Source organism: Stenotrophomonas sp. KH_036_B (genome assembly GCF_057839485.1).
In genome coordinates, this window is sequence record NZ_CM174491.1 from 591128 (window position 1) to 613481 (window position 22354).

A 22354-nucleotide genomic window follows, 5' to 3' on the forward strand; every position below is an offset into this window, starting at 1 on the left:
CGCCCCTACGCGCCGACGCGCTGGCGCTCGGCGTCCATGTCGGCCAGTGGGCGCACTTCGATGCTGCCGTAGCGGGACCACGGGAACCCTTGGGCGATGCGCATGGCCTCGTCGTGGTCGGCCGCGTTGATGAGGTTGAAGCCGGCGAGAAGCTCGCGGGTCTCGGCGAACGGGCCGTCGGTGATGCGGGCCTGCGACTGGCGCGTGCGCAAGGTGCGTGCCTGGGTGACCGGCTCCAGCTGCTGGGCGATGACCAACGTGCCTTGCGCCTGCAGTGCGTCGGCGTGCTGCAGGCAGCCGCGCATCAGCGCGTCGTATTCGTCGGCCGGCAGGGCCTGCAGCAGGCCTTCGTCGATGTAGATGAGCAGCAGGAATTGCATGGCCGTTCCAGCGGGGGCGGGGGTCGCCATGATGCCCCAGCCCGCGCGACGGGGCTGTTGCAGTGCAGCGTCGCGTGCCTGTTCAGGCCGTTCTTGCCAACGGATGTCGGCATCGGAATATTTTTTGGCAGGCGTGTCGATTTTCATTCCACTGGCGCGTCGTAACCAGTGAAGGGCCCGGCAACCGGGTCCGTGGACAGGACATGCCGATGAAAGTCATGGTGATCGTGAAGGCTACCGAGGCCACCGAGGCGGGGCAGTTGCCCACCGAGGCGCAGTTCAGGGACATGGGGGCCTTCAATGAGCAGCTGGTGCAGGCCGGCATCATGCTGGCGGGCGATGGGTTGCGGCCCAGCCGGCATGGCCGGCGGGTCGCCTATACCGGCGCGGCACCGCAGGTGATGGATGGCCCGTTCGCCGAAACCCGCGAGCTGGTGGCCGGGTTCTGGCTGTGGCAGGTGCGTTCGCTGGATGAGGCCACCGAATGGCTCAAGCGCGCCCCGTTCCTTCCGGGCGACGTGGTGGAGATCCGTCCGTTCTACACCGTGGACGATTTTGGCGATGCCCTCACGCCCGAATTACGTGCGCGGGAACAACGTCTGCGCGACCAGATCGGCCAGGCCGACTGACTCTTTGATCACACCCCTGGAGAATTCCATGAAACTGATTCCCTTCCTGAGCTTCAGCGGCCAGACCCACGAGGCCATGGCGTTCTACGCCGGCGTGCTGGGCGGCACCGTCACCTCGGAAACGAAGTACAGCGAGATGCCACCCAGCGAGGGCATGGAGGGTTGCGGTGACAACCCCGGCCCGGCCGATCCGAACCTGATCGCGCACAGCCAGGTGGAAGTGGGCAGCGCGATCCTGATGGCGGCCGATGGCCCGCCGTCCCCGGGTCAGGGCAGCACCACCATCAACATCGACGTGGAGACCGAGGAAGAGGCCGAACGCGTATTCAAGGCGCTGTCCGAAGGCGGCAAGGTGACGTTCCCGATCGGCGAGACGTCCTGGGCCAAGCGCTGGGGCATGCTTGAAGACCGCTACGGCAAGCCGTGGATGGTCAACTGCATGAAGCCCTATTGAGCACAGGAACCCCATCATGTCCGATACGCCCCAGATGATCTTCGTGAACCTGCCCGTCCGTGACCTGGACAGGAGCAAGGCGTTCTTCACCGCGCTCGGGTTCGCCCCCAACCTGACCTACACCGATGACAAGGCGGCGTCCTTCAACATCAGCGAGACCATCATGCTGATGCTGCTGCTGGAACCGTTCTTCGCCACGTTCATCAACCGGCCCATCGGCGACGCACGCAGGCAGGCGCAGGTGATCCTCGCGCTGTCCTCGCCCAGCCGCGCCGCGGTGGACGCCACCCTGGAGAAGGTGCTGGCGGCGGGCGGCAGCGAGCCGACGCCGGCCCGCGATTACGGCTTCATGTACCAGCGCAGCTTCGAAGACCCGGACGGGCATCTCTGGGAAGTGGCACACATGGACGGCGAACCGACGTAGTGCCGGCCGCTGGCCGGCAACCAAGGGCGGTCAACCGCCGCCCAGGACCGCGCCGCCGCTTGTGCGGCGCGGTCACGGATGCTCTCATTAACCGCATGGATGCCGCGCTGACGCAACGACTGGAGACCCTCTGGCGCATGGAGTCGCCGGTCCTGATCGCACGCCTGGCGCGGATGCTGGGCGGCGATGTCGGGCGTGCCGAAGAACTGGCCCAGGACACCTGGCTGGCCGCGCTGGAGCGCTGGCCACAGCAGGGCGTTCCGGACAATCCGGGAGCGTGGTTGATGACCACTGCGCGCAATCGCGCCATCGATGTGCTGCGCCAGCACCAGCGGGTGACCGGCCAGCATGCGCAGTGGGGCAGCGAACTGGAACCGCAACCGCTGCCGTTGCCCGACGACAGCGATGCGTTGCAGGACGACATCGGCGATGACCTGCTGCGGCTCATGTTCGTGGCCTGCCACCCGGTGCTGTCGGCCGATGCGCGGGTGGCCCTCACCCTGCGCCTGCTGGGTGGGCTGAGCACCGACGGGATCGCCCGCGCGTTCCTGCAGCCGGAACCGACCATCGCCCAGCGCATCGTGCGTGCCAAGCGCACCCTGGCAGCGAAGCAGGTGCCGTTCGAGGTGCCACGCCAGGCGGCACTGCCCGAGCGGCTGGGCTCGGTGCTGGCGGTGGTCTACCTGATCTTCAATGAAGGCTATGCGGCCAGCAGTGGGGATGACTGGATGCGCCCGGCGCTGTGCGAGGAGGCATTGCGGCTGGGCCGGGTCCTGCAGCAGCGGCTCCCCGCATGGCCGCAGGTACACGGGCTGCTTGCGCTGATGGAACTGCAGTCCTCGCGCGCGGCCGCGCGGGTGGACGCGCAGGGCAACCCGATCCTGCTGCCCGAGCAGGACCGCACGCGCTGGGACCACCTGCAGGTGGCGCGCGGCCAGGCGGCGCTGCAGCAGGCCGTGGCGCTGGGCGGCAGCGATGATGGCTACGTGCTGCAGGCGGCCATTGCCGACTGCCATGCCAGTGCGCGGCGCGCGGAAGACACCGACTGGGAACGCATGGCCGGGCTGTATGCTCGGCTGGCGATGGTGCAGCCCTCGCCGGTGGTGGAACTCAACCGTGCGGTGGCGGTGTCGCGTGCGGAAGGTGCGGCGGTGGCATGGCCGCTGGTGGAGCAGTTGGCCGACGATGCCCGGCTGCGGGACTACGCGCCGCTGGCTGCGGTGCAGGGCGACCTGTTGTCGCAGTTGGGGCGGCACGCCGAAGCTGCCGAGGCCTTCGCACGCGCCGCGCGGCTGACCTCCAACCCCCGGGAACGGCTGCTGCTGCGGGCGCGCGCCGGGATGAAGTGACGCTTTTGACTTGATTGAGTCGCAATCAGGGTCTATTGTGGCGCATTCATAAAAGTGACTCGGCGTCCGCCGGCGTCCAGCCAAGAAGGAACGGGGAACGATGTTTTCAGGGAAGAAGCCCGCGCGTGGAGCGTGGCTGTTGCTGTGCGCGTTTGTGTTCGCCGGTACTGCCGCCTTCGCCGGTACCGCACAGGCCGCCGACAAGTCGCAGCAGGCCTATTGGGCCGGTTTTGCCTACACCGCTGACCAGAGCGCTGTGGAAGCCAGCACCCCGCGTGCGGCCGCCGTGCTGAAAAGCCGCGGCTTGGCCCCGCTCAACCAGGCCCTGTGGGCCCGGCTGCAGGCACAGCGCCCGGCCAGCCTGGAACTGATCGATCAGCCCCTGGCGATGCTTGACGGCACCACCAGTGCCACCGTGCTGGCCACCGCGCTGGACCGCGAGCTGGTCTCGGTGGAGCCGATCGGCGGCCAGTACAAGGTGCTGGTGGAAGTGGCGCTGCAGGCGCTGTTCTTCGATTTCCGCGAACGCCAGGTGGTGGCGTCCTACCCGATCACGCTGCAGCGCATCGACGTGATGGAGTACCTGCCGGACGACGACGATATCGACGCGATCGTTGCCGACCTGCTCTATGGCAAGGCCGCTACCGGCCTGCCGCAGGTGCTGGCCGATACGCTTGCCAAGGCGCAGCTGCCGGCCGCGTCGACCCGCCGCCTGCAGGTGGGCGAGGTGACTCTGTCCGACGCCGTGCAGGCCAAACTGCCTGACGAGGTGGATGCGAAGGTGCTGCGCGCCACGCTGGCCCATGAACTGTCCAAGACGCTGTCGTCCAACACCGGGATCGGCCTGCTGCCGCCGGCCAGCGGCCAGGCGATCGGCGGGGCGATGGCCGCGCGCTTTGCCGACGGCAAGGTCTACCAGCTGAAGATTCCCGAGCCGGACTACGTGGTGAAGCTGCGCCTGGATGCGCTGAAGAACGGCGTGATCAATGAAACCCCGGCCATGAAGACGATGCTGTTCGGCGCGTTCTTCCAGGCCACGGTGGTGGAGCCGTTCTCGGGCAAGGTGTTCTTCGACCAGCCGCTGCGCAAGGGCGCCACCAAGGTGGTCCCGGCGACGCAGTGGCATGTGGACCAGTGGTCGGCGAGCTACGAAACCGTGCTGGCCGGGCTGGACGCCTTCGCCGGCGCCGCCGCCAAGCGTGCCGATTCGCGCGCCTGGCTGGACGAACAGAAGCCCGGCGGCAAGCCGCTGCAGCAACAGACCCAAGCCCTCCAGGAGTTGATCAAGTCATGCCGTTGATTCGTGCCGTACTGCTGATTCTCATTGCACTGATGGTTACCGCGCCCGTGGCGGCGCAGACCGCCAGCTCCCGCGGCACCGGTTCGGCCAGCTATGGCCTGCGCCTGAGTGCCGACACCCGCGCCCAGGCCCTGAACAAGGCCAAGGTCAATGCACTGGAGGCGTACATCGCCGAATCCGGTGCGGCCAAGCTGCGCCTGTTCGAGGCGCGCCGCGCCGAGTTCATCGGCGAGATCGACCGCTACGTGCTGTCGGCGGTGCCGCTGTCGGACACCGAAGACAAGAAGGCCAAGACCTACACCGTCAGCGTCCGCGCCGAAATCAACACCACGCTGCTGCAGACCAAGCTGGACGCCGGTTCGGCCACGGCCGGTGCGCGCAGCAACGAGCGTTCGCTGCTGACCTTCCTGTTCATGGCGCGCTCGCAGGACACCGTGCAGTCGTTCCAGGACAAGGAATACCGCCGCGTCGACGCCAGCCAGAGCTATGACGAGAAGACCCGCGAAGGCGACAGCTTCCGTGGCAACTCGGTGAGCACCAACGGCAGCATCAACCAGAACGCGTCGGTGTCGGTCACCTCCGGTGGCAGCACCACCGCGCGCAGTGACAACATCAGCTGGAAGGTTGCCAACGCCAATGAAGTGAACACCGCCATGACCGGCGCGTTCAGCGCGGCCGGCTATGAAGTGGTGGAAGCGGAGTACGTGGAAGGCGAGTCGCGCGGCCTGCTCAGCATCGAGCGCATCCGCAAGGACTTCAGCACCGGCAACGATCTGTCGCCGGCCACCCTGCGCGACACCGCCAACGGCATCAAGGCCGCCAACATTCCGTACCTGGCGGTTGGCACGCTGGACGTGGGCATGCGCGACCGTGATCCGGTCAGCGGCAACACCCGCGTGTTCGTCACCGTCACCGGCAAGGTGCTGGACGTGAGCGGCCGCTTCCCGAAGACGGTGTCGTCGGTGGGTCCGGTGCAGTTCTCCGGCACCGGCCCGAACGAGACCGTGGCCCGCACCAACGCGCTGCAGATCGCGGCCGAAAAGGGTGCGCAGCAGATGATCAACGAATTGAACGTCAAGGCCGTGCGTTAAGCGCACGACCGTCATGCGTACCGGCCAACGGTCGGTACCTACCGGTTTTTCTACAAGGAATCACATCATGATCCGCAAGACCCTCATCGCACTGGCCATCGCCACCACCTTCGCCGCGCCCGCCCAGGCGCAGTTCGGCAAGCTGAAGGACCTGGCCGGTGGCGGCAACAGCGCCTCGGCCGCTTCGGCCGGTGCCCCGGACGAAGCCGCGCAGGAAGCGCTGGTGCGTCGTTTCGTGTCCTCGCAGTCGCATTCGCTGGACGCGCAGTCCTCGTTCGCCAAGGCCTTCGGCCTGGCCGAGCAGGTGCAGCTGCTGGAAGCCGAGCGCCAGGCGCTGTCGTCGGGTTCGGTCAGCGTCGATGCCATGAAGAAGTCGGTGTCGGTCAGCGAAGCCGCCCAGGCAGCGATCGATGAGCGCGTGGCGGCCAAGCCGGAGCTCAGCGCCGAGTCCAAGCAGCATTACTCCCAGGGCCTGATCGCGCTGGTCGCGTCGGCTGCCGAAGGCCAGAAGCTGAGCGGTGAAGCCAGCAACTTCGCCAGCGGCATGAAGAACCTGAGCGGCACGCAGCTGGCCACCGTCGGCCGCAAGCTGGCGGCCGGTGCATGGGTTGCCAAGGAATCGCCGGGCTACCTGAAGGGTCTGTACTCCTCGTCGAAGGCTGCGCTGACCTTCGCCCGCGCCAGCAAGATCAAGGTGCCGGGCAACGCCGAGTCGATGCTCGACAGCCTGTAATCGACAAGGAACGCCACGCATGCAGACCTCATACCGACTGTTGAGCCTGGCCCTCACCGTGACCCTGCTTGCCGCCTGCGGCAAGCAGGAGGCACCGGTTGAGGCAGCCGCCCCCAAGGCCGAATCGAAGCTGGAAGCACCGGCGGCGGACCAACCGCTGCGCGGCGCGCCGGATTTCGGCGGCACCACCAAGGTGGCGCGCGAGGCCGACGGCATCGGCAGTACGCCGGAGCTGGCGGTGCTGGCAGCGCTGCAGTCGGCAGTGGCACAGGTCAATGGCGTGCGCGTGGCCAGCCAGATGCAGAGCCTGCGTGCAGGCCTGCATGTGGACGTGGATGGGGAACACGTCGGCGATATCCGCGCCGACGCGTTCGCCCAGCAGATGATTGCCGCGTCGCAGGGCGCGGTGCTGGGTTACGAGATCCTCTCGCAGGAAGAAGTGAACCAGCTGGATGAGGAAGTGATTGCCCGCGTGCGTGCCAGCGACGCCGGCTACAGTTATTCGGCGTCTGCCTCGGCCAGTGGCTCGGCGCAGGCGCAGGCCGAGGCTTCCGGTGGCGGTGGATCCGCATCGGCCAGCATCAAGGAAAGCTACAAGGAACAGGCCAGCGTGGACGCCAAGCGCGGCGCGCAGTCGTTCGAATCCGATGTCAACCGCCGTACGATGCGCAGCTACTGGAAGGTGCGCGTGCGCGCCGAGATTGCCAAGTACCGCGCGCCGGACGAGCAGGGCCGCCCGAAGATCGTGGTGGCCCAGCCGCACGTGCGCAGTGGCACCTACGCGGTGGGCGATGGCCGCGTGGCCAGCGATGACGTGGCCGCGGCGATCCGCGCGCGCCTGAACGACACGCTGACCCAGACCAAGCGGTTCATCGTGCTCGACCGCGAGTTCGGCGAGGAGATGCAGGCCGAGATCGACCACATCAACAGCGGCAACGTGCGCCTGCAGGACACCGCGCGGCTGGGCCAGCAGCTGGCCACGGACCTGATCCTGATTCCCACCATCGAGCGTTTCGAATACCCGCGCAGCGTGCGCAACCTGCGCATGTCCGACCGCCAGGTGACCTCGTACTCGGGCGGCGGGCGCATCACCCTGCGCCTGATCAACGCGGCCACCGGTGAGGTGGTGATGTCCGACAGTTTCGATCACCAGCTGGCCTCCACCGGCCCGAGCACGCTGCCGCGCACGGTGGATGGCAAGGGCATGGCGGCGGCGATGATGGATTCGCTGTCGGGCCAGATCGGCACCGCGATCATCACCGGGATCTTCCCGGTGTCGGTGGTGTCGATGACCGGCGACCAGGTGGTGCTGAGCCAGGGCGGTGAGTCGCTCAAGGCCGGGCAGCGCTGGCAGGCGGTGATGCTGGGTGAGGAACTGAAGGACCCGCAGACCGGCCGTTCGCTGGGCCGCAATGAAACCCCGTGCTGCACGATCCGCGTGGACCGTGTGGCCGCGCAGACCTCCTACGGCACCATCGAAGGCGGCGCGGACCTGGGCGGGGCGAACTTCAAGCCGGGCTCGATCGAGCTGCGGCAGTTGGCGGGTGCGGTGAAGCCGGCGGCTGCGGCAACCGGCAGCACCGGCGCCGCGAAGCCGAAGCCGGCGCGCGCGGCGGCGGCCAAGCCTGCCGCGCCCGCGGAAGATCCGAACTGGTGATGTGACGAGCGCTCACGACCAACGGTCGTGAGCTACCGGGGGGCGCGCAGCCACCCGCTGTGGCCGCGTACCGCCGGTAGGGCAAGGTAGTACCGCCGGTAGGGCGCGACCGTGGGTCGTGCCGCAGCGCGCCGCAGTCGGCGCACGCCGGGAATGGGTATCATCGGGTGATGATGTCCCTGCCCTGGAGAGAGCAATGAAGCGAGTGGTATTGAGCGTGCTGGCACTGTCGGTGTCCAGCGCCCTGATGGCGGCGACGCCGAAATTCGATGGCGCGCGGATCTCCGCCGACGTCAAGGAACTGGCCTCCGACGCCTATGAGGGCCGCTCGCCCGCCACGGCCGGCGAAGAGAAGACCGTCGCCTTCCTCAGCAAACAGTTCGCGGCGGCCGGCCTGCAGCCGGGCGGTGACCTCAAGGACGGCAAGCGTCTGTGGACCCAGGCGGTTCCGCTGCGCAAGGGCGATATCGTCGGCACGCCGAGCCTGTCGCTGGCCAGCAAGGGCAAGCCGCAGGCCCTGAGCCAGGGCAAGGAAATCGCCGTGCGCGCCGCCATGAACGGTGCCACCGAGGTGGACATCAAGAATGCACCGCTGGTCTTCCTGGGCTACGGCGTGAACGCGCCGGAGCGCAACTGGGACGACTTCAAGGGCGTGGACCTGAAGGGCAAGATCGGCGTGGTGCTCATCAACGACCCGGACTTCGAAACCGGCGAAGGCAGCTTCGACGGCAAGGGCATGACCTATTACGGCCGCTGGACCTACAAGTACGAAGAGGCGGCCCGGCAGGGGGCGCTGGGCCTGCTGATCGTGCACGAAACCGCGCCGGCCTCGTACGGCTGGGCCACGGTGGCCGGTTCCAACACCAACACCATGTTCGACGTGGTCCGCGACAATCCGGCCGAGGCGCACCCGCTGCTGGAAGGCTGGATCCAGCGTGATCTGGCGGTGGATCTGTTCAAGCGCGCCGGGCAGGACTTCGACACGCTCAAGCAGCAGGCACAGCGCCGCGACTTCAAGCCGGTGGAGCTGACGGGCGAAACGCTGTCGGCCAAGTACGCAGTGAAGACCGAGGTGATCACTTCGCACAACGTCGCCGCGCGCCTGGAAGGCAGCAAGCACCCGGACGAGACCGTGGTGTACAGCGCGCACTGGGACCACATCGGCGTGGGCAAGCCGGACGCCAACGGCGACACCATCTTCAACGGCGCGCTGGACAACGCCAGTGGCACCGCGTCGCTGGTGGAACTTGCGCGTGGCTTTGCCAAGGGCAAGCGCCCGGAGCGCTCGGTGCTGTTCCTGGCCGTGACGGCCGAGGAAAAGGGCCTGCTGGGCTCGGAGTACTACGCCAGCCATCCGCTGTATCCGCTGGCCAAGACCGTCGCGGTGATCAACATGGACGGCATGGCGCCGTTCGGTCCGTCGCGCGATTTCGGCATCTACGGTTCGGCCAAGCTGGAACTGCTGGACCAGCTCAAGGACGTGGCCAAGGGGTGGGACATCCGCTACACGCCGGACCCGAAGCCGGAAGCGGGCTTGTTCTTCCGTTCCGATCACTTCCCGTTCGCCAAGCGCGGCGTGCCGGCGGTGTCGTACTCGGCGGGCCAGGACTGGGTGGACGGTGGCGTGGCCGCTGGCAAGCAGGCGTCGGATGACTACACTGCCAAGCGCTACCACCAGCAGGGCGACGAGTGGCAGCCGGACTGGACCTTCGCCGGCGCCTCGCGCGACCTGGAAGTGCTGTACACGCTGGGCAACCAGCTGGCCAACGCCCGCACCTGGCCGAACTGGAGCGACGACTCGCAGTTCCGCGGCCCGCGCGACGCATCGGCTGCTGATCGGAAGTGATCGAAACCCCCCCGCCGGCACCGCCGGCGGGGGGGGCGTTGGGGAAGGTTGCGGCGACGTGGTGGATGGATATCACCCGGGCCTTACGTGGGACACGCATGGCGTGTCGCTACGCTGACCCGGAAACCCGGCCGCAGCGGCGTTCCGGCCCCATCGCAGGGACACGCCATGCGTGTCCACGCCGCGCCCGACACCCCGGCGCCGTCCCGGCGCCGTTTCATCCCCGCTTTCCCGGCTTCCATCGCACGGCGCTTGTGCCCTTCCCGAGCAGGGCTATCCTCACACCATCCCATCGTGAAGACACCGCCGTGTTCGCCAGCCTTTCCCTGATTCTCCGCATTCTGCTGGCCTGGGCCGCGGCGATCGTCGTGGCCGGGTTCGTCTGGAGTGGCTTCTTCCACGGCATGGACGAGGGCCCCGGCTGGGTATTCGGCCTGCTGGCGCTGTTCCTGATGGTCACCGCGCTGGGCAGCTGCATCACCCACCTGCGCCGGGTTCAGATCATCGCCGGGCGGCTGGATGCCGCCACCCTGTCCAGCCGCCAGCGCCGCCAGATCGAGCTGCCGATGGACGCCGGCGCGGCCTTCAGCCTGGTCGAACGGGCGGTCAAGGAGCTGCCCCGCGTGGAAGACATCGAGAGCGCCGCCGGCAGCCTGCAGGTGCGCGCCTATGTGCGCCGTGTGGACCCCTACAACGGGCGCCCGCCGTCGCGCTGGAACCTGCCGGCGCGGCTGGCGATCAAGCGCAACAGCGTGCTGGCCACGGTCACGCCGGGGCAGGGCACCAGCAGCGTGACCCTGGTGTTCGAGCCCGATGCCGGCATCTGGGCCGACCTGCTGGCAGTGGATGAAGGCAGCAACTACGAAAACGCCGAAGCGGTCAGCCGGGCGATCACCCGCCGCGTGGCCGAACAGCGCCGCGATGAACAGGCCGCGGCCGAACAGACCGCGATCGAGAAGGAACTGTCGGTGGCGCGGTTGAACCTGCTGCACGCCCAGGTCGAACCGCACTTCCTCTACAACACGCTGGCCAATGCACAGGTGTTGACCCGCACCGACCCGCCGCGCGCCGACCAGATGCTGGGGCACCTGATCCAGTACCTGCGCAGTTCGCTGCCCAGCGTGGACGAATCGATGTCCTCCCTGGGGGTCGAACTCGACCGCACGAAGGCCTATCTGGAAATCCTCAAGATCCGCATGGGCGCGCGGCTGTCGCTGCAGGTCGATGTGCCACCGGCGCTCGACACGTTGCCGCTGCCGTCGATGGCGCTGCAGACGCTGGTGGAGAACGCCATCAAGCACGGCCTGGAGCCCAAGCCCGGCGGTGGCACGGTGTGGATCATCGCGCGCGCGTTCGATGACCATGTCACCCTCACCGTGGCCGACGATGGGCTGGGCTTCGGCCAGGGCAGCAGCGGTACCGGGATCGGCCTGAAGAACCTGCGCGAACGCCTGCGCCTGACCTGCGGCGACCGCGCCGGGGTGGCGATCGTGTCCAATTTCCCCAGCGGCGTGGCGGCGACGATCACCCTGCCGCGCGACGCACGCGAGGCGATCCATGCAGCTTGATGCGCTCATTGCCGAAGACGAAGACCTGCTGCGCCAGTCGCTGGTGGCCCAGCTGCAGCGGCTGTGGCCGGAACTGCGGCTGGTGGCCGAATGCGAGGATGGTGCCAGCGCGCTGGAGCGGCTGGCCGAGCTGAAGCCCGACCTGGCGCTGCTGGATATCCGCATGCCGGGCATCAGCGGCATCGACGTTGCCCGCGCACTGCCTGACATCAGCCCGCGCACGCAGGTGGTGTTCGTGACCGCCTACGACCAGTACGCCATCGACGCGTTCGAGCAGGGCGCGATCGACTACCTGCTCAAGCCGGTCAGTGACGAACGGCTGCTGGCCACGCGCGAGCGCATCCTGGCGCGCATGCAGGTGGGGCGGCCGGACAACGCGATGCTGGAGCAGCTGCTGCAGCGCCTGGGCCAGTCGCCCGCCGCACATTCGACAGCGCCGCCGCTGGCGTGGATCACCGCCAGCAACGGCCGCGATACGCAGCTGATCATGCTGGAGGACGTGGTCTATTTCCGTGCGGACAGCAAGTACACCACGGTGGTTACCGAGCAGGGCGAAAGCCTGCTGCGCACGCCGCTGCGCGAACTGCTGGAGGTGTTGGACCCGCAGCGCTTCCGCCAGGTGCACCGCTCGACCATCGTCAACATGACGGCGGTGGCGGCGGTGACCCGCGACGATACCGGGCGTGGCCAGCTGCGGTTGAAGCAGCGGCCCGAAGCGCTCAGCGTGAGCCAGCCGTTCATGAGCCTGTTCCGCGGCATGTAGCGCGGTGCGCTGCAAAGACAATGCCACCGTGATCGCTCACGGTGGCATTGGGACCCCCCCCTTTTCGCAGCCGGCCAGTGGCCGGCGCTACCCTAGAAGGCGGGCAGCAGATGCAGGTTGTGGCCGCTGTTCTGCTCGCCAACATGGTTGAGCTGGCCGACCAGTTCGGTGTGCTGCTTCATCCGGCCGATCTCGCGCATGATGCGGATGTCTTCGTGGCGCAGCTCGCGCTTGGCGCTGACGGCCTGCTTGTAATCGAGGACTTCGGGATAGTGCTGGGCCATGTCCAGCGCTTCGGCCACGCACTCGACGCTGTCGGCGTCGGAGGTGATGCGGGCGCGGCTGTTGAAGGCCTTCATCCAGCGCTCGAAGCCGGCGGTGTGGTCGAACATGTTGGCCATGAACCAGATCACGAACAGGATCGAGACCCAGGAGCCGAAGATGATGACCACGCGGGTGAAGGTGATATGGAAGTCGTCCTTCCACAGGTAGTTGGCGATCAGGCCCAGGATCAGCAGCGAGGCCGCCTGCCAGCCGACGATGGAGGCCATGAGCCACTGGCCCTTGGCTTTGGCCAGGGTGGCCACTTCCTCGCGGATCTGCTGCTCGCTCTTGTTACGCCAATGCGCGACCTGCTTCTCGAACGGGCTGGTGTACAGCTCGTTGTCCAACAGCAGTAAACCCAACCCTTTGAACAAAGCGATCATGACGAGCTCCTTCGGGAACGTACGGCAGCGCATTTGGACGACTTGAGGCGGGTTCAGTTCTAGCACTTTCGTCGGACTTGGCAATGGGCAGTGCGACAAAACGCCGCAGGGGTGTTTGCTGAATGGGCAAGGGCCGGAAAATTTTGCGCAATGCGACATTGAAAAGCGCCGGCAAAAGTCCAAAAACCGCCGCCTGATTTGTTGCAGACGCACAATCAACCGGAAATTGCAGCCCACGGCATGGCCGGGGTGTCGCAGATCACGCAGAATTGACGCAACCGCGCAGGATCGCGGTCCCATGTACGCCTGGAACCGCCGATGTCGTCACTGCTGCACCGCCTCACCCGTCCTGCCACCGCACCGATCCGGCGCTGGGTGCTGGGCGCCTTCCCGCGCGGCCAGAGTGGGATCGACTACGACCATCCGCCGGGCGACGCGGGCTGGTTCGGGCCCGACAGCGTGACCTGGCGGGTGCACTCGGAGTTTCCCGGCATGTTGGCCGGGGGCCTGTGCGCACTGATGCTGCAGACCCTGCATCCGCTGGCGCTGGCCGGTGTGTACGACCACTCCAACTTCCGCGACGACCTGGTGGGGCGGTTGCGCCGCACCACGGCCTTCGTGGCGTGCACCAGCTATGCCGCCTCGCAGGAAGTGGATGCGCTGGTGGCGAAGGTGAAGCGGATCCACGCCCAGGTACGTGGGCAGACACCGGACGGGCAGGCATATTCTGCCGACGATCCCGCGCTGCTGACCTGGGTGCATGTGACCGAGGCCTACGGGTTCCTGCAGGGCTACCGGCGTTACTGCCGTGAGGTGCCGGAGGCGGTTGCCGACCGCTACTACGACGAGTACCGCCGGGTGGCCGAAGCACTGGGCGCAACCCATGTGCCTGCGTCGGAAGCGGACGTGGAGGCGTACTTCGCGCGCCAGCTGCCGGTACTGCGTTTCGATGCACGCTCACGGGAGGTGCTGGCGGTGCTGTCGGGCATTCGTCTGCCGGTGCCGATGGCGGGACTGTCGCGGGAGTTGTTCCTCGGCGCCGGTGCGGCATTGCTGCCGGAGTGGGCCACGCAGATGCTGGAACGCACGCCATTGCAGCGCACCCAGGCCCGCGCCTCGGCGCGCCTGCTGCAGGGCATGTCGCCGCTGTTCCGCCGCGCGCTGCAGGACGGCGTGGCCGCCCGTGCCTTCGCGCGCGTCGGCGTGCCGACCAGCGCGCTGCTGCATTGGTGAAGCAAACGCGGCTGCCGGTGGATCCAGCGCGGGGCCGCCATGCCCTTGCCGGCGACGGTCCCTCAACAGCGGCTGCCGGTGGGGCGAGCGCGGGGCCGCCATACCCTTGCCTGCGAATGTCCCCCGGCGTCGGCCTTCGGCCGCCCCCTCCTCCTTTACTTCGCCGCAAGGGCATGGCGGCCCCGCACTCGCCCCACCGGCGTTGGCACCGTGACATCCGCTTTTCCAGCGCTTTTCCATCGCGTACCGCAAGCCGAGCCCCGTCGCGGCCGGTAGGTCCCTGGCAATGCCTAAAAAGGGGACGGAGGAGGTTAAGCCTCACCGTCCCCGATTAACGTCCTCCGTCCCGGATTTTGCCTTTTCCTGCGAACCGCAAGCCGAGCCCCGTCGCGGCCGGTAGGTCCCTGGCAAAGTAAAGGAGGAGGCCGTCGCCGCAGGCGTCGGCCGGGGGACATTTGCATAGGGGCCTGCCGGCCGCGGCGGGGCCCCAGACGCTCGCGGCAGATCTGATCGAAGACCGACCGCCAAGCTTCAAAAAAAAACGGGCGCCGAAGCGCCCGTCCCAATCACCACACCTTGACCCGCTTGTCCGGGGCCAGGTACAGCTTCTGGCCTTCCTTGACCTCGAACGCGGGGTACCACGCGTCCAGGTTGCGCACGGTGAGCGCGCGGAACTGGCCGGGGGCGTGCACGTTGGTCAGCAGCGAGTTGCGCAGGGCCTGTTCGCGGGCCTTGCTGCGCCACGCCTGGGCGAACCCCAGGAAGAAACGCTGGTCGGGACTGAAGCCTTCCAGGGTCTGGCCCGGCTTGCCTTGCAGCGAGAGCTGGTAAGCGTCGTAGGCGGTGGCCAGGCCGGCCACGTCGGCGATGTTCTCGCCCAGGGTCAGGCGGCCGTTGACCGACACGCCCGGGAACGGCTGGTAGCTGCTGAACTGCGCGGCCAGCGCGTCGCCGGCGGCGTTGAACTTCTTCAGGTCCTCGGCCGTCCACCAGTTGTGCAGCTTGCCGGTCTCGTCGAACAGCGCACCCGCGTTGTCGAAGCCGTGGCTGATCTCGTGGCCGATCACCGCGCCGATCGCGCCGTAGTTCACCGCGTCATCCGCAGCACCGTCGAAGAACGGCGGCTGCAGGATCGCGGCCGGGAACACCAGGCGGTTTTCCAGCGGCACGTTCATCGCGTTGATGGTCTGCGGCAGCATCGCCCACTCGCCGTGGTCGACCGGCTTGCCGAGCTTGGCCAGGTTGCGTCGGTACTCGAACAGGCTGGCGCGTTCGGCATTGCCCAGCGCGTCGTCGCGCTTCACTTCCAGGCCGGTGTAGTCGCGCCACGTGTCGGGGTAGCCCATGCCCACCGTGAGGCCATCGATCTTGGCCTTGGCATGCGCCTTGGTCTGCGGCGACATCCACTCCAGCGCGTCGATGCGCTTGGCGAACGCGGCGATGATGTTCTTGGCCATCTCGTCGGCGCGGGCCTTGGTGGCCGGGTCGAAGTGGCGTTCGACGTACAGCTTGCCGATCGCTTCGCCCACGGCGCTGTTGCTCTCATCCACCGCACGCTTCCAGCGCTCGCTCTGCTGCGGAGTGCCGTTGAGGGCCGTGCCGTGGAAGGCGAAGCGCGCGTCGGCGATGGCCTTGGGCAGGTACGGCGCGGCGCGGTCCAGCGCGTGGAAGGCCAGGTAGTCCTTCCACACATCCAGCGGCTCGGTGGCCACCAGGCGCGAGATGCCGGCCACGGCCTTGGGCTGCCACACGATGAAATCGTCCTGCTTGTCCAGGCCGGCGGCGGCCAGGAAAGCCGGCCAGTCCATGCCCGGCGCCTTGGCACTCAGGTCGGCCTGCTTCCAGGCATTGGCGCCCTTGGCCACGTCGTTGGTTTCTTCCTGGGTGGCATGCACCTGGGCGATCCGGGTCTCCAGCGCGAGGATGCGCTGCGCCTTGGCCGCCGGGTCGGCCACGCCGGCCAGCTGCAGCACCTGCGCGATGTAGGCCTGGTACTGCTTGCGCAGCTCGGCCATGCGGCCGCCCTGCAGGTAGAAGTCGCGGTCGGGCAGGCCCAGCCCGCCCTGCACCAGGTACGGGGCGTTGCGGTCCGGCTGCAGCAGGTCCACCGACACCCAGGTGCCAAACAAACGGTCGGTGTAGAAGTTGGTCGCGTTGAGCAGGTCCACGTCGGCGCGCAGCGTGCCGCCCAGGGCGGTGGCCAGCGCGGCCTTGTCGGTGATGCCGCCGATGGCGTCCAGTTCGGGTTTGATCACGCCCATGCCGCGCGATTCGATGCCCGCCTCGTCCATGAAGGCGGCGTAGTAGTCGCCAATCAGCTTGGTCTCGCCGCTGGCCTTGGCATCTGCCGCTGCCCCCTCAAGGATGGCGCGGGTGTCGGCCAGGGTCTTTTCCGAGATGACGTTGAAGCTGCCGAAGCTGGAGCGGTCAGCCGGGATCTCGGTGTTCTTTACCCAGGTGCCATTGGCGAAGCCGAAGAAATCGTCGCCGGCGGCAACGCCGCGGTCCATGCCGCTGGCGTCGAAGCCGAAACTGCCCAGTTGCGGCTTGGGCGCGGCCGGCGGCGTGGCGGCGGCATCGGCGGCGGGGGTGGCCGCCGGGGCGGCGGGCTCACGGTCGCAGGCGGCCAGGCCCAGCGACAGGCTGGCGGCGATGGCTAGCATCAGGGTAGGGCGGCGCAGCTTGGACATGGACTTCTCAGGCAACGGGAAAACGCCAAGTCTAATCCGCACCCCTGTGTCCTGGATGTACCCTTCCTGAGAGCGCGTCGCAGCGCGCCCATGAAATGAATGGGCGCCCGGCCGCTTTCAAGGTGTGACGGCCGTTAACCCGCTTCCCGCGCCGCGCCGGCTGGTGCATGCTGGGCCAGGAGAGCTGGACCAAGGCCTCGCAGGTGGGGAAACCTGCAAGGGGGGCATCAAGAAATTGCGACATTGGCCGCTCAGGTTTGGGGAAACCAGGAAAGCGTTTGCAGATGAAGCCAGCCCGTCACTGTGGAAGAGGTACGCGATGCCCGCGATGAGCCACGCCATGGCGCGGCCGTTGCGGACGATCGTGTGGCTGGGCATCGGGCTCGGCGGCCTGCTGGGCGTCGGCCTGGTGGTCATGCTGGTCAACGATTTCCAGCGCCGGCAGGAAGCGGCGCAACGCCAGAGTTCGGCGCTGGCGGCCGGTTCGCAGCGCCTGCTGCGGCTGGAGCTGCGCAACCTGGAACGGGCCATGCGCGGCATTGCCGCCGATGGCGCGCAGCTGTTCGAGCGCGTGCCGGCGCAGGCCCCCGACCTGCTGGACGACGCCATCGGCGGGGTGCTGCAGCGGCATGCCGAGCTGGACAGCATCGTGGTGGTGGACCAGTACGGGCGCGCGCTGACCAGCGGCAGCGGCGACCTGAACCTGCCGCTGTGGGCGGTGGACGCCCACCGTGGGGTGGAGAGCTATCTGTACGTGGGGCCGCCACAGCTGCTCGATGCGCAGCGGTGGGTACTGCCGCTGGCGCTGCGCATGGGCGAGGACCGCTGGCTGTTGAGCCGGCTGCACACCACCGAGCTGCAATCGATCATCAGCGGGCTGGACACCGGGCGCACCGGCGTCATCTCGATCAGCGATGCGGGCGGCTACGTGCTGGCCCGCAGCCCGGACCGGGAAGGCCTCACCGGGCAGCGCTTCGACCTGGCGCGGCGGGAAATGGTGCGGCGCGACGCGGTGACCCCGCTGGGCATCGAAACCAGCCCGATCGATCACGTTGAACGCATCTCCACGCTGACCACGCTGGGCCAGTACCCGCTGGCGGTGTACGCCGGGCTGGGGCGGCAGGACGTGCTGGCGCCCTGGTGGCCGTACGTGCAGGCATCGCTGGGGTTGTTCCTGCTGTACTGGGGCGCGTTCGCGCTGGTCTATACCAGTCTGCGCCGCGCCACCCGCCGCCAGGATGCGATGAGCCAGGAGCTGCGCACCGGCCATGCCGAGCTGCGCATGGCCCACCAGGTCGGCAAGATCTGCACCTGGACGGTGGACGAGGACGCGGCCGTGCTGCGCTGGTCGCCGCTGGCCCGCGAGATCTTCGGCATCGACCTGGATTTCCTGCCGGTCGCCGACTTCTTCAACCGCGTGCACCGGGAAGACAGCGAACGCCTGCAGGCCGCCTTCGACCACGCCTTTGCCAGCAACGGCGTGCTTGATGAGATGTTCCGCATCGTGCTGCCGGGCGGGCACGTGCGCTGGGTGTCGGCGCGTGGCCAGCAGGTGGGGGCGGCCGACCGCGAACGGCGCATGATGGGTGCGCTCACCGATGTGAGCGAGCGGGTGCAGGCACTGGCGCGCGCGCAGCAGGCCGAGCGCCAGTTCCGCCTGCTGTTCGACCGCAACCCGGCGCCGTTCTGGGTGTTCGACCCGGACACGCTGCGGTTCCTGGAGGTCAACGAAGCGGCGGTGCGCCAGTACGGCTACAGCCGCGACGAGTTCCTGGCGATGAGCATCCTGGATATCCGCCCGCGCGAGGGCTGGGAAGAAATCCGCGCCGCGATCGCCAGTGCCAGCACCGGCGAGCTGCAGGATGCCAAGGTGCGCCTGCACCGACGCAAGGACGGCACCCTGTTCGAGGTGCGCGCGCACCTGTCCCGGCTGGATTTCGACGGGCGCGAGGCTTGCCTGGTACTGGCCGAAGACATCAGCGACCGCATGGCCTACGAGCGCGACCTGGCCTACCACGCCACCCACAACCCGGCCACCGGCCTGCTCAACACGCGCGCGCTGGCCGCGCAGCTGGACGAGGAGGGCGGCGGCTACACCATCGCCTATGTGCAGTTCCGCGGTCTGCAGCTGGTAGCCGATACGCTGGGCCGGGAAGTCGGCGACGTGGTGCTGCAGGCCATGGCCAAGCGCCTGGGTGGGTTGGGCGTGCGCTACGGGTTGCTGGCCTTCCAGCCGGCCGAGGATTTCATCTTCGCCATCCGCGACGACCACGAGCGCCAGTCGGCGCTGGACACCCTGGTACAGACGGTGTCCGAGCCGGTGCGCGGGCAGGACTGGCTGCATCAGTTCGAGCCGCGGATCGGCGTGGCGGTGAAGTTCGACGGCGACGTGATCAGCGCCGAGCAGGTCATCAGCATGGCCGCGCAGGCCGCGCATGCCGCACGCGACGAGGGCAGCGTGATTGCCTGGTTCGACAGCACGGTGAGTTCGCGGCTGGCCGACCGGCTGCGCCTGGCCGGGCGCATTCACAGCGCGATCGATGCCGAGTTCGCGCTGTACTTCCAGCCGATCTGCCATGCCACCGACGGCACCCCTGCGGCACTCGAGGCGCTGCTGCGCTGGCCACAGGCCGACGGCAGTTTCATTCCGCCGGGGGAATTCATCCAGCTGTGCGAGGACACCGGCTTGATCCTGGCGCTGGGCCGCTGGGTGATCCGCGAAGCGGCGCGTGCGCAGCGGCAACTGGTGGACGCCGGTTGGGACCTGCCGATCGCGGTCAACGTCTCGGCCGTGCAGTTCTTCAACAGCGACCTGGTGGCCGAATTCACCCGCGCCAGCCAGGAGTTCGGGCTGGCCCGTGGCGCACTGCACGTGGAGCTGACCGAGAGCAGCCTGATGCGCAAACCCGGCCAGGCCAAGCAGACCATGCAGCGCATGCACGAGCAGGGCATCTGCATCTCGCTGGACGATTTCGGCACCGGCTATTCGAACATGTCCTACCTGCAGCACCTGCCGCTGGACATCCTGAAGATCGACCGCAGCTTCGTGGCGGACGTGGAAACCAACCCGCGCAACGCCTCGATCTGCCGCGCGCTGCTGTCGCTGGGCCACAGCATGGGGCTGACGATCATTGCCGAGGGCGTGGAAACACCGGGCCAGCACGAGTGGCTGGCCGCGCACGGCTGCGACCAGGTGCAGGGCTACCTGCTGGGCCGCCCGGCACCCTTGGCCGATGTGATCGGGCGGCTGGAGACGGCGGACGCATAGCGCCAGCGCGCCGACGGGGCGAAACCGGCGGGGCGAAACCGGCGGGGTAGAGCCGACTGTTAGTCGGCTGCGCGCGCAGCGCGCGGAGGTTGACGCATCCAGCGGAGAGCAGCCGACTAACAGTCGGCTCTACCCAGTCGCATGTTCCCAGTCGCATGCACGCGTCGTGTTCCCAGTCGCGTGTTCCCAGTCGCATGCACGCGGCATGTCCCCAGTCGCATGCACGCGTCGTGTCCCCAATCGCATGTCCCCAATCGCGTGCACGCGGCAAGTAACCCATCGCATGTGCCGCGCGGCATGCACCCAATCACATGCCCCCCATCACCTTCACCCCGCCGGGTCCGCCAGCGCCTCCACCAGGTAATCAATGAAGCTGCGCACCTTCGGTGCCAAGTGGTTGCGGCTGGTATACACCGCGTAGATGCCGATGGGCGGCACTTCCCACTCCGGCAATACCCGCTGCAGGCGGCCGTCGGCCAGTGCGTCGGCGACCAGGAAGTCGGGCTGCACGATGATGCCCAGCCCGGCAATGGCCGCTTCGCGCAGCACGTCGCCGTTGTTGGCGCGCACGCCGCCGTGCACCGCCACCGAGACCTCGCCACGCGGGCCGTGCAGGGGCCATGCGTCGCCGCCGGCCCAGTAGCTGTAACCCAGGCACTCATGCGCGGCCAGGTCCTCGGGCTGCTGCGGGTGGCCATGCGCGGCCAGGTAGGCGGGCGCTGCGCACAGGCTGATGCGGGTCTCGGCCAGCTTGCGGGCAATCAGCGACGGGCCCGGCTGGCGGGTGATGCGGATCGCCACGTCGTAGCCTTCCTCAACCATGTCCACCAGCCGGTCGGACAACGACAGGTCCAGCTGCACCTGCGGGTAACGCGTGCGGAAACCGGCCAGCAGCGGGCCCAGCCGGGCGATCCCGTAGCTGACCGGCGCATTGATCCGCAGCGTGCCCGAGGGCGCCAGCGCCTGTGCGCCGATGCCCGCCTCCAGCGCATCGAACTGCGCCAGCAGTTGCACGCATTGTTCGTAGTACGCCGCGCCGGTGCTGGTGGGACTCACCCGGCGGGTGGTGCGGTTGAGCAGCCGCGCGGACAGGCGCTTCTCCAGTGCCGCGATCTGGCGGGTGACGCCGGCGGTGGAGAGGTCCAGTGCCTGCGCGGCGGCGCTGAAGCCGTTGCGCTCGACCACCGCCACGAACACGCGCATTGCCTCTAGGGTGTCCATTGTTGCGGTTCCTGGAATGAACAGCGTCGGATCATCGTATTTATCGGTCCGGGTCGACGCAATACGCTGATCGCCTGGATCCCCCGGCGCTGCCGGTCGGTCCGCCTTCCTGCCTGGAGTTGCGCCATGTCCCGCCTGCCTTCGCTGTACATCTCCCACGGTTCGCCCATGACGGCGCTGCAGCCAGGGCAGGTGGGCGTGCGCCTGGCCGAACTGGCCGCGCAGCTGCCGCGCCCGCGGGCCATCGTGATGGCCTCGGCGCACTGGCTGACCCGCCAGCCGGTGGTGGGGGCGCACCCGCAGCCGCCGACGATCCATGATTTCGGCGGCTTCCCGCAGGCGTTGTTCGATCTGCAGTACCCCGCGCCCGGCGATCCTGCCCTGGCCGCCGAGGTCGCCCAGCGGCTGGCCAACGCTGGCCTGCCGGCGGCGTTGGACCCCGCGCGCGGGCTCGACCATGGCGCGTGGGTGCCGCTGCGGCTGCTGTACCCGCAGGCCGACATCCCGGTGGTGCCGGTGGCCCTGCAGCCGCTGCTGGGCCCCGCGCACCAGTTCGCGCTGGGTCGCGCACTGGCACCGCTGCGCGACCAGGGCGTGCTGCTGGTCGGCTCGGGAAGCATCACCCACAACCTGCACGACTTCCGCGAGTACCAGCGCGGCGGCGAAGCGCCCTATGTGCGCCCCTTCATCGAGTGGGTGGAGCAGCGCCTGCGCGCCGACGACAGCGCCGCGCTGCTGGACTACCGCCGCCAGGCGCCCTACGCCGAGCGTGCGCATCCCACCGACGAACACCTGCAGCCACTGCATTTCGCACTGGGTGCGGCCGGTGGCGATGTACTCGGCGCGCAGCGCATTGATGCCGGCATTGATGCGGGCATGCTGGCGATGGACATCTACCGCTTCGACGGCGCGGCGGCATGAGCGTGCTGCGCCCGGCGCGGCATCCAGCTGCATGGCATGGGGCGCGCGCTGCGGCGCTGCGGCTGTCCGTGGACTGAGCCGCTGCGCTGCCTGTCGTTCGCGTTGTGGGGTGGGTGTGGT

Annotated in this window: 18 protein-coding genes; 14 read left to right on the plus strand and 4 right to left on the minus strand. The window is 68.2% G+C overall.

The window, feature by feature from the left end:
• Nucleotides 1–5: 5 nt before the first annotated feature.
• Nucleotides 6–380, minus strand: a complete 375-nt coding sequence (locus AC3ITN_RS02635) for a YciI family protein (RefSeq protein ID WP_489391992.1) — start codon at nt 378–380, stop codon at nt 6–8.
• Nucleotides 381–589: 209 nt separating this feature from the next.
• Here AC3ITN_RS02635 and AC3ITN_RS02640 point away from each other — a divergent pair, with 209 nt between their 5' ends.
• From AC3ITN_RS02640 to AC3ITN_RS02690, 11 genes are all read left to right on the plus strand, one after another.
• On the plus strand, nt 590–1009 hold the full coding sequence (locus tag AC3ITN_RS02640) for a YciI family protein (protein WP_489392863.1): 420 nt from the start codon (nt 590–592) through the stop codon (nt 1007–1009).
• Between the two features lie 28 nt (nt 1010–1037).
• Nucleotides 1038–1463, plus strand: coding sequence for a VOC family protein (locus tag AC3ITN_RS02645; protein WP_489391993.1), 426 nt, complete (start codon nt 1038–1040; stop codon nt 1461–1463).
• 16 nt (nt 1464–1479) lie between these two features.
• Nucleotides 1480–1887: a VOC family protein gene (locus AC3ITN_RS02650; RefSeq protein ID WP_489391994.1), complete on the plus strand. Its 408-nt coding sequence runs from the start codon at nt 1480–1482 to the stop codon at nt 1885–1887.
• A 95-nt stretch (nt 1888–1982) separates the two neighbouring features.
• Complete coding sequence (locus AC3ITN_RS02655; protein ID WP_489391995.1) at nt 1983–3236, plus strand: RNA polymerase sigma factor; 1254 nt, start codon at nt 1983–1985, stop codon at nt 3234–3236.
• A 100-nt stretch (nt 3237–3336) separates the two neighbouring features.
• Nucleotides 3337–4536, plus strand: coding sequence for a hypothetical protein (locus AC3ITN_RS02660; RefSeq protein ID WP_489391996.1), 1200 nt, complete (start codon nt 3337–3339; stop codon nt 4534–4536).
• Nucleotides 4527–5627: a hypothetical protein gene (locus AC3ITN_RS02665; RefSeq protein WP_313347955.1), complete on the plus strand. Its 1101-nt coding sequence runs from the start codon at nt 4527–4529 to the stop codon at nt 5625–5627. Before AC3ITN_RS02660 ends, AC3ITN_RS02665 begins: the two co-directional genes overlap by 10 nt.
• 67 nt (nt 5628–5694) lie before the next feature.
• A complete protein-coding gene (locus tag AC3ITN_RS02670) occupies nt 5695–6360 on the plus strand; it encodes a hypothetical protein (RefSeq protein WP_313347956.1) in 666 nt (221 codons plus the stop codon).
• A 19-nt stretch (nt 6361–6379) separates the two neighbouring features.
• Nucleotides 6380–8017, plus strand: a complete 1638-nt coding sequence (locus AC3ITN_RS02675) for a CsgG/HfaB family protein (protein ID WP_313347957.1) — start codon at nt 6380–6382, stop codon at nt 8015–8017.
• Between the two features lie 196 nt (nt 8018–8213).
• Nucleotides 8214–9863 (plus strand): M28 family metallopeptidase, encoded by a 1650-nt coding sequence (locus AC3ITN_RS02680; protein ID WP_489391997.1) that lies wholly within the window; start codon nt 8214–8216, stop codon nt 9861–9863.
• Between the two features lie 308 nt (nt 9864–10171).
• Nucleotides 10172–11431: a sensor histidine kinase gene (locus AC3ITN_RS02685; RefSeq protein ID WP_313347959.1), complete on the plus strand. Its 1260-nt coding sequence runs from the start codon at nt 10172–10174 to the stop codon at nt 11429–11431.
• Nucleotides 11421–12194 (plus strand): LytR/AlgR family response regulator transcription factor, encoded by a 774-nt coding sequence (locus AC3ITN_RS02690; RefSeq protein WP_489391998.1) that lies wholly within the window; start codon nt 11421–11423, stop codon nt 12192–12194. Before AC3ITN_RS02685 ends, AC3ITN_RS02690 begins: the two co-directional genes overlap by 11 nt.
• Nucleotides 12195–12286: 92 nt before the next feature.
• On the opposite strand, the gene AC3ITN_RS02695 is transcribed toward AC3ITN_RS02690, so the two are convergent.
• Complete coding sequence (locus AC3ITN_RS02695) at nt 12287–12901, minus strand: hypothetical protein (protein ID WP_489391999.1); 615 nt, start codon at nt 12899–12901, stop codon at nt 12287–12289.
• Between the two features lie 318 nt (nt 12902–13219).
• Here AC3ITN_RS02695 and AC3ITN_RS02700 point away from each other — a divergent pair, with 318 nt between their 5' ends.
• A complete protein-coding gene (locus tag AC3ITN_RS02700) occupies nt 13220–14134 on the plus strand; it encodes an oxygenase MpaB family protein (RefSeq protein ID WP_489392000.1) in 915 nt (304 codons plus the stop codon).
• Nucleotides 14135–14700: 566 nt separating this feature from the next.
• Here the strand turns inward: AC3ITN_RS02700 and AC3ITN_RS02705 are convergent.
• Nucleotides 14701–16824, minus strand: a complete 2124-nt coding sequence (locus AC3ITN_RS02705; RefSeq protein WP_489392001.1) for a M13 family metallopeptidase — start codon at nt 16822–16824, stop codon at nt 14701–14703.
• A 319-nt stretch (nt 16825–17143) separates the two neighbouring features.
• On the opposite strand from AC3ITN_RS02705, the gene AC3ITN_RS02710 reads away from it, so the two are divergent.
• Nucleotides 17144–20092 (plus strand): bifunctional diguanylate cyclase/phosphodiesterase, encoded by a 2949-nt coding sequence (locus AC3ITN_RS02710; RefSeq protein ID WP_489392002.1) that lies wholly within the window; start codon nt 17144–17146, stop codon nt 20090–20092.
• A 327-nt stretch (nt 20093–20419) separates the two neighbouring features.
• Here AC3ITN_RS02710 and AC3ITN_RS02715 read toward each other — a convergent pair whose 3' ends face one another.
• Entirely contained in the window at nt 20420–21313 is an 894-nt protein-coding gene (locus AC3ITN_RS02715) for a LysR family transcriptional regulator (RefSeq protein WP_489392003.1), read from the minus strand.
• Between the two features lie 126 nt (nt 21314–21439).
• Between AC3ITN_RS02715 and AC3ITN_RS02720 the strand changes: the two genes are divergently transcribed.
• On the plus strand, nt 21440–22234 hold the full coding sequence (locus AC3ITN_RS02720; protein ID WP_489392004.1) for a dioxygenase family protein: 795 nt from the start codon (nt 21440–21442) through the stop codon (nt 22232–22234).
• The last annotated feature ends 120 nt before the right edge of the window (nt 22235–22354 follow it).

Excerpts from the sequence above, each read along its gene's own strand:
- AC3ITN_RS02635 (WP_489391992.1), bottom strand. The coding sequence starts at position 380 with ATGCAATTCCTGCTGCTCATCTACATCGACGAAGGCCTGCTGCAGGCC.
- AC3ITN_RS02640 (WP_489392863.1), top strand. The coding sequence starts at position 590 with ATGAAAGTCATGGTGATCGTGAAGGCTACCGAGGCCACCGAGGCGGGG.
- AC3ITN_RS02645 (WP_489391993.1), top strand. The coding sequence starts at position 1,038 with ATGAAACTGATTCCCTTCCTGAGCTTCAGCGGCCAGACCCACGAGGCC.
- AC3ITN_RS02650 (WP_489391994.1), top strand. The coding sequence starts at position 1,480 with ATGTCCGATACGCCCCAGATGATCTTCGTGAACCTGCCCGTCCGTGAC.
- AC3ITN_RS02655 (WP_489391995.1), top strand. The coding sequence starts at position 1,983 with ATGGATGCCGCGCTGACGCAACGACTGGAGACCCTCTGGCGCATGGAG.
- AC3ITN_RS02660 (WP_489391996.1), top strand. The coding sequence starts at position 3,337 with ATGTTTTCAGGGAAGAAGCCCGCGCGTGGAGCGTGGCTGTTGCTGTGC.
- AC3ITN_RS02665 (WP_313347955.1), top strand. The coding sequence starts at position 4,527 with ATGCCGTTGATTCGTGCCGTACTGCTGATTCTCATTGCACTGATGGTT.
- AC3ITN_RS02670 (WP_313347956.1), top strand. The coding sequence starts at position 5,695 with ATGATCCGCAAGACCCTCATCGCACTGGCCATCGCCACCACCTTCGCC.
- AC3ITN_RS02675 (WP_313347957.1), top strand. The coding sequence starts at position 6,380 with ATGCAGACCTCATACCGACTGTTGAGCCTGGCCCTCACCGTGACCCTG.
- AC3ITN_RS02680 (WP_489391997.1), top strand. The coding sequence starts at position 8,214 with ATGAAGCGAGTGGTATTGAGCGTGCTGGCACTGTCGGTGTCCAGCGCC.
- AC3ITN_RS02690 (WP_489391998.1), top strand. The coding sequence starts at position 11,421 with ATGCAGCTTGATGCGCTCATTGCCGAAGACGAAGACCTGCTGCGCCAG.
- AC3ITN_RS02695 (WP_489391999.1), bottom strand. The coding sequence starts at position 12,901 with ATGATCGCTTTGTTCAAAGGGTTGGGTTTACTGCTGTTGGACAACGAG.
- AC3ITN_RS02700 (WP_489392000.1), top strand. The coding sequence starts at position 13,220 with ATGTCGTCACTGCTGCACCGCCTCACCCGTCCTGCCACCGCACCGATC.
- AC3ITN_RS02705 (WP_489392001.1), bottom strand. The coding sequence starts at position 16,824 with ATGTCCAAGCTGCGCCGCCCTACCCTGATGCTAGCCATCGCCGCCAGC.
- AC3ITN_RS02710 (WP_489392002.1), top strand. The coding sequence starts at position 17,144 with ATGCCCGCGATGAGCCACGCCATGGCGCGGCCGTTGCGGACGATCGTG.
- AC3ITN_RS02715 (WP_489392003.1), bottom strand. The coding sequence starts at position 21,313 with ATGGACACCCTAGAGGCAATGCGCGTGTTCGTGGCGGTGGTCGAGCGC.
- AC3ITN_RS02720 (WP_489392004.1), top strand. The coding sequence starts at position 21,440 with ATGTCCCGCCTGCCTTCGCTGTACATCTCCCACGGTTCGCCCATGACG.